Genomic DNA, 18,210 nt, shown 5'->3' with positions numbered 1-18,210 from the left:
TTTGTTGTGGATCTGTACTTCAAAAGCATTGGGATTGTAAAAAAAATACTCAAGAAAGGGGATTTTTCAATCACCCCTTAAGTTTATTATAAGCGTCCAAAGTCAAAAAATCCTCAAAATCCTGTGTTCTTACCATAGAGTCGAACAGTCTTGCTGCAATCTCCAGTTTGCCGGTAGAAGTACGTTCTTTGCCCAACAGTTCGGCAGCTTTTGATTTTTCTTCCTCGAATAGTTTTTCGTAAAGTGGCAAATTAATGATACGTCCGTCATCTAAGCTTACGGAATCATTGTGCAGCCATTGCCAGACCTGCGCCCTGGAGATTTCTGCGGTCGCCGCATCTTCCATCAGGTCGTACAATGCGGCCGCCCCGACACCTTGTAGCCAGGATTCAATATATAATATCCCAACATTGATATTGAGCCTGAGTCCTGCTTCCGTGATTTTTCCTTCCTTGATGGATGTGTCTATCAAATCTTTTCCATTGACCGTTACTTCTTTACGAAGTACATGTTTCTGGTGGGGCTTGTCCCCGAATTCGTTATTAAACTGTTCCATAGCGATAGGCACAAGAAATGGATGCGCTACCCATGTGCCATCATATCCTTGACTTGCTTCGTTCTTTTTGTCCTTGGTCACTTTTTCAAAAGCCAGTTTATTGCTTTTCTCGTTTTTGGAAGGAATGAATGCCGACATCCCGCCAATGGCATGTGCGCCCCTTTTATGGCATAGCTTTACCAAAAGTTCGGCATATGATTTCATAAAATGAACGTTCATGGTGATCTGGTCCCGATCGGGCAGGATAAAATCCTTGTGGTTCCTGAATTTTTTAATTACACTGAATATATAATCCCATCGTCCGGCGTTCATTCCGACAATATGATCCTTCAGTTCGAACAATATCTCCTCTATTTCGAAGCTGGCAAGGATAGTCTCCAGCAAAACGGTGACCTTTATAGTACCTACAGGAATGCCCAGTGTTTGTTGCGCATATATAAAGACATCGTTCCACAGCCTGGCCTCTTTATGGTTTTCCAATTTGGGAATGTAATAATATGGGCCGGAACCCTTGGACATTAGCTCTTTGGCATTATGGAAGAAGTACATGCCAAAATCGAACAGTGATGCCGACATCGGCTCACTGTCCACCTCGATATGTTTTTCCGTTAAATGCCACCCCCGGGGCCTCACCATTAGCACTGCTGTTTCGTCTTTCAGTTTATAGTCCTTTCCGTTGGGAGCCGTAAAGTCTATCCGTTTCCTCACCGCATCCTTAAGGTTGATCTGTCCATCCAAGCAATTATGCCATGTAGGCGAACTTGCGTCCTCCAGATCCGCCATAAATACCTTTGCCCCCGAGTTTAAGGCATTGATTACCATTTTTCTGTCTACGGGGCCCGTGATCTCCGTTCGCCTGTCCTGAAGATCGTCCGGAATATTTCCGACCTGCCAATTACCTTCCCTTATGGAGATGGTTTCCTCCAAAAAATCAGGAAAAACACCCTTATCAATTTCTTTTTGACGTTTCCACCTATCTTCCAATAAGTGCTTTCTGGTACCGTTAAATTTCCGATGCAGTTTTACAACAAATTCGATAGCCTCCTTTGTCAAAATAGATTCAAAGCCGGATTCTATTTCGCCTTTGATCTCCACTCCGTTTATTTTGAAATTCAATTGTGGCATATCTTTATGTGTTTCCCTAAGTTCTCTCTGTTTTTCGTTCATCTTTTCTTTGCTTTTTTGAGTTTCGCTTCTTCATATTTTTCAACATCCAAAATGTAAATTCCATGTCCTACACCAGCCACTTCGTCCAATCGTGGAACCTGAAAAGCTATGAACTTTCCGTCATCGCTGATAACAGGATTGGAGGCTTTGTATTTCCCATGTTCATTAAAATAAGTAATGCGTTCCCAGCTTTCACTAGTATCAAGCTTAAGTTTATAAAGGTCAATTTGTGACCCGGTTTTTTGATGCCTATCAGATTCAACCAAGGTATATTTGCCATCTGGATAAATACCTTCCGGTTCATCATATGAGTTTGGAGATTTTGACAAGTTGACAATTTCACCATTCTTCAAATTCAGCAGCATAACCTCCGTCCCTCCGTGGTTTGATTGTACGGTAAGCTCATCTTCATTTCCGGGGAGGAAATTTTGTGGCTCCAACACTGCACCTTTTATCTCGCCTTTAGAGTTATCCAGTACTACTTGCTGGTCTTTAATTTGAGGTTTTCCCGAAGAAAAGTCAATGTCGGCCAACCATATCTGCCAGTATCTTCTCTGGTCAGGATAGTTACCGTGATGTTCCGCCCATGCAATTCTTAACTGGGTCCTTGAGACCGCGGGGCCCTCCCAAATGTATTCTCCCAGACGGGTCGGGGGGCTGTTTAATTTTTTGTCCAGTACCCAAAGTTCGGTAAGCTTGAACCGTGCCTCCCTCCAATCATCCGAAGGAAAGTTTTTAGGCCCCAGCAGCAGGATGTCGCCGTTGGATAGATAAAGTGCCCTCGAATAGCCCCCATGATAATAATGGCCCGTTATCAATTCTATTTTTCCCGTAGCGACTTCGATTTCGTACACATCACCAAAAGTCCTTCCTACAAAAAGTATTTTTTTGCCGTCGTGCGACCAATCCGGCCTTTCCCCAAAATAGTTGAGCCGCTCAATGTATTGTGGATATTGTGTATCCGTCCATTCGTTATCATTTGCTGATTGGGCATTAACAACAGTAACCATAAAAAAGGCCCATGAAAAAACACTAAACTTTTTACTCAATATTCCTACTGAATCTTTAACCATATTGATAACTAATTCGTTCATGGTTTTTCCTTTAATCGAATTTATAAAGTAAAAGGCCATAACCCACACCTGCGGGGTCATTTGGGTTGGCCAACTGAAAGGCCATGTGTTTACCGTCCGTGGATACTACTGGATTGGAGGCTTTTCCGTTGACATAATCATTAAATTTCGTCAAGCGTTCATAATCGTTTTCGGTTCCGTCCATTCGGAGTTTCCATATATCGCAGTTACGATATCCTCTCTTCCCACCTAGCCACTCACACTGCCGGTCAGACTCGACCAGTGTATATTTTCCTCCCGGAATTATACCTTCAGGCTCGTCATAAACATTAGGCGTGGGAGTAAAGTTCGTGGATTCGCCCGTACTCAAATCCAATGACATGACCGATGACATGCCCTTAGGCTCATAACAGGCAAAGGTCAACTTGGTGTCGTTGTCATAAAAATCCTGTGCTTCTGCAACACAACTTCTATCCGGGCTTTCAAATACAGCCTTCTGATCTACAAGTTTGGGAGTGCCGCTGGATAGATCCAATTTGGTGACTATGATACGCGATGCACCCTCGGGAAGTTCGGGATTTTGGGCGTGAACCTGCGAAAAGGCGATTTGAAGACTCTTTTTGGAAATTGCCGCGCCTTCGCTCATCTTCATGCCCAGTTTAATCGGTTTCGATCCGGGTTTCTTACTCAGGAACCAAAGTTCATTATCACGAGCCCGACTGGTCTCGATGTCCTCGAACTTATCGGGCCCAATCAAAAGATAATCCCCTGTAACCAGATGCATTACCCTTAGAAACGCCGCACCGGGTACATTACAGGTTAGGCAGTCGATTTTTCGGGTCTCCAAATCGATTACCATGGCATCGCCAAAACTTTTGGCCATGAAGGCTACACGTTTGTTGTCAGGCGAGAAATCGGCCCTTTCACCAAAAAGTGTCAATATTTCAATGTTAGCCGGCAAACCTTCTAATGGGCTGCCCTCTTTTCTTTCCTGTAATTTTTGAGAAAATGATTGTGTAACGAATAAAATAAGTAGCGGGAGTATAAATAATGTTTTCATGTTATGAGCTTTTATGGTTTTCGGTTAAACGTATTCGACATAACCAAAGTATGTCTATCTAAATTTCGTATTGAGCCAATAGGATGATGCCAAAAAAAATGATAGGACTTCCAGAATAAATCTTGCTGTTAAATATATTTTTTCATCATAACATAATTTTAATACGGTTATAGTTGCAGGTCCCTGATGAGACTAGCTAGATGTATTTTGTATAATATTTGTCAATTCTTATTGCCCATTCGATTCTACCACGGTATTCTTAGCTATTACAATATCCTTGGCTACTTCCGGCCGTAGCTTTTTCCAATGAAATTTTCGATTGTCATTAATTACCGATGCATTTCCTTCATGTGGGTAACTATACGCCGCCAACGGCATTTCCATGTATAGGGGACTGGTTATCACAATGACCTTATCCCAAAAACCAAGGGCGTTTTGCAAATGCTTTATCCCATTTTGCTTGTTTTTTTCCCCTCCCTCCAAGCGATAAGTTTGCAGTGCCTCCGCTCCTTTCAGCTTCTCGGCAAAATACATTCCCAAGTTGGCCCACACTTTTATATCCGCCACCTCGTACAGCAGGGAATTATTTTTATCGATATCGATGTTTTTTATCAGGCGCAAGGCCATTTGACAATCCTTTTCAAGCATATTGGCGAGAACAGGGGGCGTAATTCTATCTTTTGAAAAAGATTCTCCCAAAAGCCGTTTTTTGACATAATCACTGACGGATACATAGTTAGGGTCCGCCGGTTGTTGCTCGATTTGTCGGTCTATGGAAATATAGTCCATACTTTGTCCGTTCATAGCCATGAACCCTTCGCTGTAGAGCGAAAAATCCCAGGTAAAATCGAAAGAAGAGGCCAAGCGCAAAGGGACGGTCGAGGCAAGCGAATAGGCTTGGAGCAAATTCTCACCTTCTTTTCCATAACGTCTTGTAAACGCTGCTTCAAAAACTGCGTCGGGAGTTGAAGGGTCATATAGCAATCTGCCCCATAGTTTATAAAAAAGCCATTGGCGTTGAAAGGCATATTTCCAATCTACGGAATCCGTTATTTTTGTAAAATAATCCTTTGCCGGGATATACCCTTCGGACCCCACAAAATATCCGCCCACATAACTTTGTGTATTGGTGCTTATATGTTTTCGAATAAAATTGGGCTCGCCCCAACGGAGGCAAAAAAAATCTTCATTTCTTGCCATCCAGGCAATCTTATAGTTCTTGGGCTCAGGTTTGAAATAGGTATCGCCCAGTTTACCGCCATGTACTTTTATAAACTTTGGGGTAGAATGGGCATGCGACCAATTGAATTTTACTTCCGCCCATATAGGTCCTTCCAAAAAATCAAGCTCCTCCATAGCATCCCGAGTCAACTGTTCTGCATCATTATCGGCCAAAAGAGGAATCCTGTGTATAAGTTTGGTCTTGCGATCTGCAAGGCGTATGCCTTCAATAAAGGTGTCTTTAAACCAATCTTGTCGTTGTGCTGGGGTCATACCTCTCATGGCCTCCCCATGGGTAAACCCGAGGCCTGATAGGTTCGGATATTCCTCAAGAACCTGGGTTACGGATTCCCTGGTATATCGTTTCACAACTTCAGAAGTATCGCCAATTCCATAATGAATACGATTTTTCAGATTTTCGAGCGCCACGTTATGTGCTTTGGCAAACTCTGATGAGACGAATATGTTCCAGTTTACGATATAGGTCTCGATTCCCCGTTCCTTCGCCATTCGAAAAATAGTGTGGTACAAATCTTGCCATTCTTTCATTTCCCGATCTGTAAAGGGACTTGCCTCCGGGAAGTTCTTGGGTTTGATCATAAAAGTAAATGGATGTAAGTTCCATAATGTCAGGGCATTGAACCGGTTTTCTGCCATCATATCCAGAAATGATTCCCAAAAATCGACAGACCTACAGGTTTCCATGTGAAGGTCCATCGCATAACCTTCCCGATAGGCGTCCCATGGAAGATTGAACTTTATAGCACGGAAAGCTAAATTTGGAATTTGGTTCCTTGCTTTCGTTTTTTCAAGGGAAACGCCATTTCCCAAATCCTCAGCAAGTGAAAGGCTCCCATAGATAAGACCCTTTCCATCTCCTCCGGTAATGGTTATGTGGTTTCCCTCCCTTGTTATGGCATAAGCCTCCTTGTCCAGGATTTTGTCATCCAGGGTAAGATTGATGGAATAATCGACCTGTTCTCCCTTTACCTGATACCCCTGCCCCAAAAGGGATTTTTCCAATTTCCTACCGGCATATGCTGCTGTGGAAGAATACTTATCATACTGGACATCCACCGTTTGTGAAACTACCAAATGGGTAAATCCGATAAAAAAAATAGTTATAAAACGTGCTCTTTCCATTACATCCAATTGGAATCCGATCAAAATATCATTTTTGTCGAGTAGACCCGGGGGCTTTCCCTACTAGTTTCTCACAGCGCCATACGTGATACCCTCGCATCATACGCTCCTATTGTTCCACTACAATCACTTCCCCACATCGTCGGATATCGTTGGTCCCGATCTGCCCATAGACATCTGGTTTTTGGTTCGACGGCTCGAAAAAGCCAAACATACAACCCCTTCCCTTTTTTTAAATTATTCAAATACTCCTAAATGTTCCAATCAGTGAATCGTCCATGTTTGTATGTAATCAATCGAATTTATAGAGTAATATGCCGTAACCGACACCAGCAGGGTCTGTATTGTTCGCCAATTGAAAGGCCATATATTTTCCGTCCGTGGATACTACGGGATTTGAAGCTTTGCCTCCCTCATAGTCGTTGAAGTTCGTAAGACGTTGAAAGTCATTTCCTGTTCCATCCAATTTTACCTTCCAGATATCTATATTCCATGGCCCGCGTCTTCCACCCAACCATTCGGTCTGCCTGTCCGATTCGACCAAAGTGTATTTTCCGTCGGGCAAAATACCTTCCGGTTCGTTGTATGTCTCCGGAATTGGCGTATGGTTGATTGCCTCGCTCGTTTTTAAATCAATTCCCATGGCTGAACTCATATGATCTGGTTCATAACAAGCAAATATCAATTTCGTGTCGTTGTCGTAAAAATCCTGTGCCTCGGCTGTACAACTCCTGTCCGGACTTTCGAAGACTGTCTTTTGATTGGTAAGTCGGGGCACGCTGCCCGATAGGTCCAACTCGGCCATTATGATACGCGATGCCCCTTCGGGAAGTTCGGGGTTTTGTGCATGTACTTGGGAAAATGCTATTTTCATACTATTTTTGGATATTGCAGCGCCTTCACTCATCTTCATCCCAATCTTTATCGGTCTAGACCCCGGTTCCTTGCTTAAGAACCAAAGTTCGTTGTCCCTTGAACGGCTTGTTTCGATATCCTGAAAATTATCAGGACCGATTAGCAGATAATCCCCGGTAACCAGATGCATAACCCGAAGAAAGGCCGCACCTGGCACATTACACGTCAAACAATCGATGTTGCGCGTTTCAAGGTCGATCACCATGGCATCGCCAAAACTTTTCGCCATAAATGCTACTCGTTTATTGTCTGGGGAAAAATCGGCCCGTTCCCCGAAATAGGTCAGGATTTCAACATTTTCAGGCAAGTGGTCCAAAGGGTTGCCCTCCTTTCTCTCTTTTGGGTGTTGCGCAAAAGATGGTGCCAAAAGCAAAATAGAAAATAGGAATGTGAATAGTGTTTTCATTGTCAAGAATATTTATATCATTATTTATTGCCTGATTAATTTTATGAATTTGTAAGGTGTCTCTTTGTTCAAATCGGGATAAATGCTGCCGTTGCCATTGTTATCCATAACTTCAATAAGGTACATGAAATCCCATTTGGGGTCGATTTCATCAGCGGGCACTACAGCCCGGTATGAATTTTTCTCTCCCGTTGCTTCCATAGGCATGGTTTGATACTCCTTGTCCTGATTTACATTGCGGTAACGCAGGCGCACCCATTCTATCCCGGCGGGAGCACTTACCTCTGCATTGACTTCTATTGGTTCTCCTACGGGGGCTTCGGTGACAGGTGTATGGACGATATGAAACAATTCCTGATTGTCGGCTTGTGATGCAGGTTTATATTTTGGTGTAACCGCCGATGCGTTTTTTTCAGGAGTAATACTTTTTCTATTCTGTTCCAAGCTGACCAATCCTTTTTCCAAGAGTACGAGTTCGTCCTTCCAGCTTCCACAAAGATCGTGTACGCAGACACCCATTTTCAGGTCATCGGCATATACCCCGTCGGCGGCGTCCACAATCTGTCGCCATGCTTTGATAGCCTTTTGTTCATAGGCAATGGCATCTTCTAACGCAGCTACGTTCTTGGTACGCTCGAACAAACGGTAGCTTACTGCAGCAGGTATCCTGCGTGAGTGATAAAGGGCCAGGTTCGCGAGAATCTTAAGATCGGTTACCGTGGAAACAAACTCCTTGTTGGGATTTGTTCCAATAGCCTTTTCCGCATCGGAAATCAATTGGTCAACTTCTTTTGAGATTTGTTCAAACCACAAGCTGTTGGAGGAAGGAAGTATTTTTGGAGTCTCCCCACCTTCAACAAGCAGCTTGGCCTCTTCATCAAAATTAGCGAACTGCATAAGGTCGCTTCCCGCGTTTTTGGCATATTCGGGCAAATCCCCAAGCCGCTGTTTTTCAGCCCAACCCCGAGTGGTCGGGAATCCTCGGTAAGGATAGACAGAGGTTATGATGCGGGGTAGAATCCAACTGGCTTTGTGCAGGGCCGATTCGATGATGGGCCCGGCTTTTTTGCCAAAACGAGTTTCGAATTCTTTATCCCATATTTCGGTCGAAGTGTCGGGATTATAGCCGATTCGGCCAAACACCTGAAAGAAATGCCAATAGCGCTCAAACTCGTATTTGTAGTAAACATGATCAGGCTTCAATAGATCAAATGGTTTCTCATCATGCGGCTGTGCCTCCATTTTGGTGGCCAAGGGTTCGTTCACTTCATAGCCATCGCCATCGTACAGATGAGTACTTTCCGCAAATCGACGTACATACTCCGGACTGCCCCATAGCAATACTCGCGTAGTGCCACCGTTCCAGAGCCTCCAATGTATTTTGTATTTTTTCGGATACCGGAGCAGATAGGCATAACTATGGCGAATGGGACTTTCCTCGGGATTGGTCTTGGTGGGATGGTACGGCATACCCATCTGTTCCATCCAATGCTTCGTCGTAATCCTGAAATTTACCCCAATGTCAATGGCACTTTGAATTACCGGTTCCGGCAACTCTTTGGCGCGAAGGTCAAGATGGAGGTTCGGAGCTTTTTGTTTGATCATCTCGAATACATCCGACCAAAAACCTAGCTGTTCTCCCTTTTCCAGTCCCGATTCATTATGCATACGGAATTGTATGCCGTCCAGATCGGGAAATGTGTCGATGAATTTGGCTAATGCGGTTTTATTGTAGTCTATGAGATTTTCCGCATTCACACCCCATACCAAACCCTCCATAGGTTGGTCGGGAGCATTTTTGGTGCCCGGAATACCGCCTCCCTGCACGCCTCCCCTATAAATATGATCCCAAATTCCAGCTGTTAGCCCAATTCCCCTTTCATGAGCCATTTTAATCAAATTGTTGAATGTATCCAGATTGCGTTTCTGCTCTTCGGGGCTGATACCCACCATCTTCACATCAGGAAAACTTTCGACATCAAAAAAATAGGGATATGCCGGTGCCAGGAAGCCGCCGTTCTCATACCCGAAAATAATGACCAATGAATTAAACCGATTCTTTGCCAACATGTCCAAATAACTCTCCCAATAGCTCTCGTCATAAAATTTACTTTCCCAATAGGCCCGGTTCATGGTATAGATCGAAATTGCACGCTCGCTCACATCCGGCTCGTCCGTAATTTCCGTGACCCCTTCCATTGGATTTTTGACATCGTTGCTCCAACCAACACGATTTGCAACATCAAGCAGAGCATACATAAGCCCCCGGTCATCATATCCGCCTATTACCCATACTGGTGTTTTTTGCCAATCCGTTCTCCATATGGTCAAGGCTTCAGGTACTTGTGGCATGGAACGGTTTCCATTTTTCAAGAGTCCGGCAGCAATTCCTTCTCCAGAAGACAGCCCCGTTACAATTATGCTGGCCCCATTGGCTTCTTCCATCGACCCTACTTTTTCAAAACTGATATTCCTCTCCTCCAAAGCATCCATCAATTTAGTGAGACCGTGTTCAACCGAAGCACCAGGTGATTTGTCGGTAATAATCGATAAAGCCGGTGATTTTTCGCCTACACCCGCATGTAAAGAGATTATGCTAAAGAGGAACGACAAGAACGATAAAATAAATCTTGCTAGTAAATGTCTTTTCATTTTAAAAAAATTAAACAGATTATTATATCTTAAAGTTCTTAGAGGCTTTTCCTTTATGGACCTAACACCTTACATTTGGCAATTACCTATTTTATTCTACCGTAGTGTTTGCCACTATTTAATATCCCTGGGAGGAAATAAAATTTTATTTGAGTTCATTTTTCAACCATTTCAGTTCTTGTTGAACCTCCTCTTCTACTTTTGACCAATGGAATAGTTCATTATCATTATGTTCATAGGGTTGCAGAGGCATCGGGTCGTATATGGGCGAAGTTATCTCGACTACCTTATGCCAGTGCTGCGTGGCTTTTTCGAGATTCTTTATGGATTGTTCCAGAAAATCCTTATTTTCTGATTCTAAATACTGCTGATAAGCTACAGCGGCCTTTAATTTTTCGGCGAAATATATCCCTAAATGTGCCCAAGTCTGAATATCGGAGACCTCGTACAGCAAATCATTGTTGTTGGCCGTGTCAGTATGTTCCACATCTTCCAGTGCTTTGGAACAAAATGAATTGATGGAATCGGCAAGTTGGATAGGGGTTGTTCTGCCATCGATTTGTTTTGAACCGTTGGCAAGAAACTCTTCGATTCCCATGAATTTTGGATCCATGGGCTGTTTCTCGATCATTTGTTCAAGTGATAGTAACTTCATACCACCTGGGTGCGTTAACCCTATAAATCCTTCTGTATAGAGCGTATGGTCCCAGGTAGCATCCCAATATGTGGCCACAATCAAAGGAACTTGACTTACTAGTGATTGTGATTCGAATAATTTTTTGCCATAACCTGGGAAACGAGAATCAAAGGCATCAATAAAAACTTGATCGGGAGTCTTTGGGTTATAAAGCAAACGGCCCCAAGTTTTGTAGAACATCCATTGACGATCAAATGCATAACGATAGGAAGTATTTGGCAGCGATGTAATATAGTCCTTTGCGGGAATATAGGTCTCCGACCCTACAAAATAGCCGTTTACGTATGGGTGCCCATTCTCTTTGATATGATCCCGAATAAAATCTGGTTGGCCCCAACGAAGTACAAAAACATCTTCGTTTCTAATCATCCATGCAAGTCTATAGTTCTCTGGCATAGGATTCCAATAGGCATCCGTTAGCTCTCCACCGTGTACTTTGGCCAAGTAGGGTGTAGTAAGACCATGCGACCAATTGAACTTCAACTCAATATTGATGGGACCTTTTGCGATACTGAGCGTATCCAAGGTTCGTCTGGTCATTTGCTCGACCGATGCGCTGGTAGATCCGCCACTACCTTTGCCCGCGGACAAAGGCACCCTATGTATAAACTTAACTTTTCTGGACGCACTACGCATTCCTTGAATATAGCCGTCTAATAGCCACTCCTCACGTTCCTCTGCCGTCATCCCACCCATACCTTCGCCCAATGTTATGCCCAATCCCGTTAAATTAGGATACTTGTCAATTACTTCTTTAACACTTTCGGCCATGTAATCCTTTATAATTGGAGAGGTATCACCTTTTTCTGTAAAGTATTCATTGTCAATACTATATTTGGCCACATTATGTGCTTTGGCAAATTCTGGTGAAACGAATATGTTCCAATTGATTAAGTAGGTTTCTATTCCCCTATCTTTTGCCATTTTAAAAAGGCTATGCCAAAAACTCTCCCACTCTTTCATTTCGGTATCGGAAAACCCATTCGCCTCAGGGTATTTCTTCGTTTTGACCAGATAATTGAATGGGTGAAGATTCCAGAGCGTCAACTTATTGAACCTGTTTTCCGCCATCATATCCAAAAAAGAACGCCAAAACACGGTATCCCGACAAGTCTCCCTGTGAAGATCCAGTGCCTCCCCGTTCCGATATGAAGACCAGGGTAGATTAAACTTGAGTGCCCGGAATTCAAAACGAGGACTTTCCTGAACTGGTTCGATTACGGTATTCCCATTAGCAAATTGTTCCTTTAAATTCGAAAAACCATACATAATACCTGCCCCGTTTCCACCAGTTACTACTAGCTTATTGTTCGAAACACTAATATCAAATGCCTCATCACCTAAAGAGCTATCTAGTTCGGTGGATATTACCCAGTCGGGTTCCGTAGAATTTAATACGAACTTCGTTGTATCCAACTTCGTCCTGAATTCGTTTATGGCATACTTAACAGTTGAATTCTGTAAACTATTTTGGATATCCAAGGTCAATCTTTTCTCGGAATCTGAACAGGAAACAAGTAATAGAAAAGTACTTACGCATGTAAAAAAACACTTTTTCATTTTATCTTTCTTTTTAATCGTTTAAAAGCTTGTTTAAATTTACTTCACTCCAATCTTCAATATTTTGAATATCATGACGTTGGAACAAAATATGTATTTATACCTATCCGGCCTAAACTTTGAAGTATAGTCAGAACTTTAAACTTCACAAAATTAGTCTACATTGATTTTAGCCATGGAATAATGGAGACATTAACCTATTAACTATCTTAATTTAGGAATGAAATCAGTACCCAGGGTTTTGATCTAAAATCGAAGGGTCGTTCACCACTTCTATCTGGGTTTGTGGAATCGGAAAAATTGTCTGGTGAGACTGTATGCCAAGAGGGGCTAGAACCTCCAAGGCTCGTCCGGTCCTAACCAGATCAAACCATCGCTGCCCTTCCAAAAACAACTCAAACCTTCGTTCCAAAGCAATTTTTTCACGCGTTTCCGATTGGGCCAATCCGGTATAACCATCCAATCCGGCCCTAGTACGGACCTGATTTAAATACGTAAGGGCCTCGGGGGTTTTATTATTTTCGTTCATCGCTTCGGCCAACATCAAGAGAACATCGGCATATCGGATGACCCTCCAGTTTGTCTTGCTGCCGCCGGATCCAACAGGTGTGATGTATTTAAGGGATATTGCATGGAGGGCAGCATTTTCAGGTATGGGTATCCAATTCCCTTCATTGTCGAAAATTCCCGTGGTAGCGGTTCTATATTGACGAAGATCGCCCGGTTCGAACAAATCGATAAAATCTAAATTAGGAGTTCCACGTCCGCCGCCCTCGGTTCCCTCAATACCAAAAGTCTGATATAATGATTCCTTAAAGGGGCCAACATCCTGAGTTTCTACCGTAAAAAGTCTTGTAAAGGGGCTGCCAAGACCAATATTCCCGTCAATGTATTCAATATCGAATATGTACTCACTATGATGTTCATTATCAAAGTCGAAGAGATCCTCAAAAGTGTCAAGTAAGGAGTAGCCCATATTAGTTACCTCCATCAGTTTTGATTCGGCTTGGACAAAATCGCCAATAGTTAAATATACTTTGCCCAACAATGACTTTGCAGCACCTTTTGTTGCCCTTCCAACATTGTCGGCAGCATATGTTTCGGGTAATTTGGTTTCCGCATCAAGCAAGTCCTGAATTATTAAATCGGTATAGACGACATCTACAGAGGTTCGAGGGGTCTCCAAGGCTTGTTCGGTCGTTAAAGGCCCTGTGACCATAGGGACATCACCAAAAATTCTTACTAGATTAAAGTAAGCAAGAGCGCGGAGGAATTTTGCCTCCCCGATATACCTTTCCTTGTTGACAATTACGGATACGTCTGCATCTTCAACTTCGGCCAATAGCTTATTGGCGTTTGAGATTACTTGGTAATTTTCTAACCAAGCGCTCAGTAAAATGTCATTGTTGACATCTAACGAAAAATCGTCGATGCGAACAAGTTCCGGAAGTCGAAGAGCTGCCTGTATGACATCTTCGCCCGGCACATCCCCGAATTGCCACCAAAAATCGTACACGTCCTGAAATTCGCGATAAACACCTATCGTTGCATCGCTAAAATCCTTGTCCGTTTTATACCGCAGCTCAGAAGTTCCTTCTGATTTGGGGCTGATTTCAATGAAATCCTTTTGGCATGAAGTTGTGGTCAACAAACACGCTATTGTCAAAAAATAAAATATACTTTTCATAATTTTGTTTTACTTAATTTATTAGGCTAAAATCCCAAGTTCAATCCTAAGGTCCATGTTTTTGCCAATGGATAGTTATTGTTATCCTCGCCAGGCGCAAGAGGGTCGGTGCCTCTACTTACATCCGGATTAAAGCCTTCAAATTTTGTGAAGGTAAAAGGATTACTTGCGTTCACATAAAGGCGAATAGAACGCATTTTGAGTCTCTCGACAACGCTAGTAGGAAGTTCATAGCCAAGGGAGATATTGTTGATCCTAAGGTAGGACCCATTATCGAGTTTTTGGGTACTGAACTCGCGAATACCTCCTGTGGGCTCATCGTTCGGCCGTTGTGCGTTGCCATCTCCAGGTTCTTCTTCCGATCTCCAAAAATCGTTATATAGGGCCAACTGGTTCACACGTAATTCATTGCGCCCGCCGACGTCTCTTGCAAGGCTCCCCACCTTATTTCCCTGCACTCCCTGTAAGGAGATGCTTAAACTAAGGCTGTTATAGTTGAAACGATTGGTCATTCCATAATAAAAATCGGGATATGGGCTACCTAGAATCACCCTATCATAACTATCAATCGCGCCATCTGGAACTCCATCGGGCCCACTAAAATCCCTAAATTTCACATCGCCAACACGTGTTCTGTTAGATCCTCCAGGGTTATAAATCGGGCCTTGGTCATATTCTGTTTGGGTCTCAAAAATACCATCCTGTACTAAACCGTAGAACGCTCCAAGCGGCTCACCGATTGTGGTGATGTGCCTATTTCCAATGATTGGATCTCCTTCAGGGCCTAGTTTGAGAACTTCATTTTGATAAGAAGATATGTTAAAATCGGTGGTCCATCGGAAGTCTCCCCTAAAGTTTACGGTGTTAATCCCCAGTTCCCATCCTTTGTTTTCAATTTTTCCGATATTCTGAAGTGAACTGGTAAATCCGGTAATCGCGGGGATATTTACGTTTAAAAGCAGAGACTTGTTAATAGTTCTGAAGCCATCCAAAGTAAAATTCACCCTACTATTGAATGCGCTGACATCTAGCCCTATATTAAAGGATCCCTGTTTTTCCCATGTAAGGTTGGGGTTACCAATCCTGTTGAGAACAAAACCGCCGACCGGGCTATTGGCCAATGGATAATTGACATTATCTATAGTGGCCAATGACGCATAGTTACCGATATTGTTGTTGCCGGTCTCGCCATAACTCAATCTTAACTTCAAATTGTCAATGGCGTCGAAATCTTGAAGAAAGTTTTCTTCCGAAATTCGCCACGCCACGGCGGCAGAAGGGAAGACCCCATACCGATTTTCACTACCGAAACGTGAGGACCCATCTGTACGGATCGAGGCGGTCATGTAATATTTATTTGCGAAATCGTAATTGACCCGGCCCAGATAAGAAATCAATGACCATTCGGAAATTCCTGCACCTCCATTGGTAAGGATTCCGCCCGCACTATTTAGGTAAGGGATCAGGTTATTGGGAAATTTGTCGCTTTCCAAAAAATTCGATTCAAATTTATTTTTTTGGGTCGTAAAACCCGCTAACCCGGTAATATGATGCTCTCCAAAATTTTTGTCATAATTTAAAGTAAATTCCGAAATCCAGTTCACCACTTGTTCGGTAGTATCTGAACCAAAAGGTGTGGCGCGAATAAGGCTAGGTATGTCCGGTACAAAACGTAAATTTCTGCTAGACGAGAGATTAGCACCGGCCATCACATTAAAAATGAGATCGTCGGTAATAGAATATGAAAGGTCAATGTTTCCAAAAAAATTGGTCCTACTTGTCTTGTCCGTGACCTCGTTTGCAAGCGCCACAGGATTAGGGAAATTTCCAACTTCAGGCAGTCCGTTAATAACAAAATAGTCTCCGTTTTCGTCGTAGACTGGGGAATAAGGATTTATACTCGTTGCGTTCCCCAAAATAGATGTGCCATACCCGGTACCCTCTGGATTTTCGCCTAACCTCTCCGTATAAGAGGGGTTTAGATTTACTTTTAGGGCTAATTTTTCTGTCAACTGGGCATCCAAATTGGCGCGTAGGGAATATCTGGAAAAGCTACTTCCTATAATGATTCCCTCTTGGTCTAGATATTCCCCGCTTACCGCATATTTTATATCTTCACTACCCCCTGAAGCGGATAGTTGATAGCTAGACACGGGTGCTGTCCTTAAAACCTCTTCGATCCAATTAACATCCGCGGTTCCCGGCTTTCCATCAAGAATGTCCAAAGCGGTCTGAGGAACCCTATATTGCCAGCCTTCCGGTGGCCCTGAGACGTCACCACCCAAATCCAAGGTCCTGAAATAGGAGCCCCAATAGGCATAGGTAGCCTGTTCAAACGCATTCATATAGTGAGGGATTTGGGAAACCTCCTGCAATCCGCTGGAAATGTCCAGATTAATCCTGGCCTTGCCTTCTTGACCTCTTTTTGTTGTAATCAATACAACACCATTGGACCCTCTTGAACCATAGATTGCGGTAGCCGATGCATCTTTAAGAATATCCATGCTTTGAATATCGTCCGGGTTCAGGGTCTGTAAATCCGGTACGGGAAACCCGTCTACCACATACAGCGGGTCCGATCCAGCGGAAAGACTGCCCACGCCTCTAATTATTATTTGCGGAGGGGCTCCTGGAGTACCATCGTTTGGCTTGATTTGTACCCCGGCTACCTTTCCTAAAAGCGCCTGCTGTACGTTTGACACCTTTACTTCTTGTAGGTCGGCAGCGTCTACCGATCCGACCGAACCTGTTAAATCCGCTTTCTTTACCCGTCCATAGCCGACAACGACTATTTCGTCGAGACCAGCTGCATCTTCTTCCATACTTACGGAAATGTTGGACTGTCCATCCACCTGTATCTCAACGGTTTTAAAACCAATATAGGATATTACCAATACGGCATCATCTCCGACGGTTAGAGAAAAATTACCGTCAAAATCGGATTGTACACCATTTGTAGTTCCTTTTTCAAGAATGTTGGCGCCAGGCAGGGGCGCATCGTTTTCATCTGTTACAGTGCCCGAAACGGATTGTTGGACAACTTCTTGATCAGTAATCAATAGTGGGTCCCCGCTATCTTTAGAAGCGGGTTTCTCGATGTTGCGGAGATTAAGGACCACCTGTTTTTTTCGCAGAATATAATAGACCGAAGTACCTTTGAACAGGATATCCAAAACTTCAGATACCGGTCTTTCTATGACCTTTACCGAAACCAACCTATCGGAATCAATGTTCTTGTTGTTGTAAAAGAATTTCAGGTCGGTAAGGGACTCTATCGTTTCCAGTACCCTTCTCGTTTGCACCCTTTCAAGATCTAGGGTGACTTTGTTTTTCTGGGAATATACGCTCGCTTCAACGGAGAAGATAGAAACTAACAGAAGAATAGCGGTTAGTTTCATAGATAGATTGAGGTTTAGCGAACAGGGCTTAAAAAAACCCTTTTCATCATAATTTTTCATATTTTTGTAAAGTTTTTTGTTGACTGCTACTAGTCGATTATCACTGATCGGAAAATGTTAGAGCATTTTCCGATTTTTTTTACATGACAACCGACCAAGTTTTATTGATACGATTTTTTTCAATGGTCTAATGCATAGGCGGTTATTTCAATTATTTAGTATTGGTCGGTATATAGTAATACGGTCCTTCTTGAATTCATATTGGAAAGGAGTTTCCTCCGCAAATATTCTTAACGCTTCATCAATGGTCTCTATATCAAAAGTGGCCGTAAAGACTTCATTGTCTAGGGCTTCATATGTATTGTCGATGCTTACATTATAGTGGCGCTCCAATTTAGGTACGATGTTTTTAAAGGACATTTCCTTGATTACCAGTTTTCCATCAATCCATCCCGTGTAGATATCCGTGTCCACTTTCTCAACGTCCATTTTTTCATAAAACCTGTCCCATGCCGATTTGTATCCCGGCGAAAGCATATTGGCCTTTTTGGGGTCATAGTCCCTTCCAGAACTGTAAAGACTGACGGAGCCTTCGACCAGAACGGTATTTATTTCCCGGTCCTCGGGATATGCCATAATATTGAATTTAGTGCCCAATACCCTGACGTCCATTGT

The 18,210-nt window shown here is 43.1% G+C and carries 10 protein-coding genes; all 10 read right to left on the bottom strand.

Features of this window, described 5'->3' with window-relative positions:
• Positions 1-70: 70 nt before the first annotated feature.
• Positions 71-1,723, bottom strand: coding sequence for a malate synthase A (gene aceB / locus BLT07_RS19730; RefSeq protein WP_317040784.1), 1,653 nt, complete (start codon positions 1,721-1,723; stop codon positions 71-73).
• Positions 1,720-2,817, bottom strand: coding sequence for a TolB-like translocation protein (locus BLT07_RS19725; protein ID WP_175455382.1), 1,098 nt, complete (start codon positions 2,815-2,817; stop codon positions 1,720-1,722). Before BLT07_RS19725 ends, aceB begins: the two co-directional genes overlap by 4 nt.
• Before the next feature lie 10 nt (positions 2,818-2,827).
• Positions 2,828-3,856 (bottom strand): TolB-like translocation protein, encoded by a 1,029-nt coding sequence (locus BLT07_RS19720; protein WP_091874142.1) that lies wholly within the window; start codon positions 3,854-3,856, stop codon positions 2,828-2,830.
• A 228-nt stretch (positions 3,857-4,084) separates the two neighbouring features.
• Positions 4,085-6,244 (bottom strand): glycoside hydrolase family 20 zincin-like fold domain-containing protein, encoded by a 2,160-nt coding sequence (locus tag BLT07_RS19715; protein ID WP_217633361.1) that lies wholly within the window; start codon positions 6,242-6,244, stop codon positions 4,085-4,087.
• Positions 6,245-6,512: 268 nt separating this feature from the next.
• Positions 6,513-7,541, bottom strand: coding sequence for a TolB family protein (locus tag BLT07_RS19710; RefSeq protein WP_091874140.1), 1,029 nt, complete (start codon positions 7,539-7,541; stop codon positions 6,513-6,515).
• Positions 7,542-7,565: 24 nt separating this feature from the next.
• Positions 7,566-10,193, bottom strand: a complete 2,628-nt coding sequence (locus BLT07_RS19705) for a hypothetical protein (RefSeq protein ID WP_091874138.1) — start codon at positions 10,191-10,193, stop codon at positions 7,566-7,568.
• 145 nt (positions 10,194-10,338) lie between these two features.
• Positions 10,339-12,450 (bottom strand): beta-N-acetylhexosaminidase family protein, encoded by a 2,112-nt coding sequence (locus tag BLT07_RS19700; protein ID WP_091874135.1) that lies wholly within the window; start codon positions 12,448-12,450, stop codon positions 10,339-10,341.
• A 226-nt stretch (positions 12,451-12,676) separates the two neighbouring features.
• A complete protein-coding gene (locus BLT07_RS19695; RefSeq protein WP_091874132.1) occupies positions 12,677-14,137 on the bottom strand; it encodes a RagB/SusD family nutrient uptake outer membrane protein in 1,461 nt (486 codons plus the stop codon).
• Between the two features lie 26 nt (positions 14,138-14,163).
• The gene (locus BLT07_RS19690) at positions 14,164-17,535 is read right to left on the bottom strand and encodes a TonB-dependent receptor (RefSeq protein WP_175455381.1); all 3,372 of its coding nucleotides are present in this window, start codon (positions 17,533-17,535) and stop codon (positions 14,164-14,166) included.
• 207 nt (positions 17,536-17,742) lie between these two features.
• Positions 17,743-18,210: FecR family protein (locus BLT07_RS19685; RefSeq protein ID WP_139205177.1), on the bottom strand; the 468-nt coding region annotated here is incomplete at its 5' end.

The organism is Pricia antarctica, from assembly GCF_900101815.1.
GTDB lineage: Bacteria > Bacteroidota > Bacteroidia > Flavobacteriales > Flavobacteriaceae > Pricia > Pricia antarctica.
Note: the sequence above shows the minus strand (reverse complement) of the source record. Positions and strands in the feature narration are given on the sequence as shown.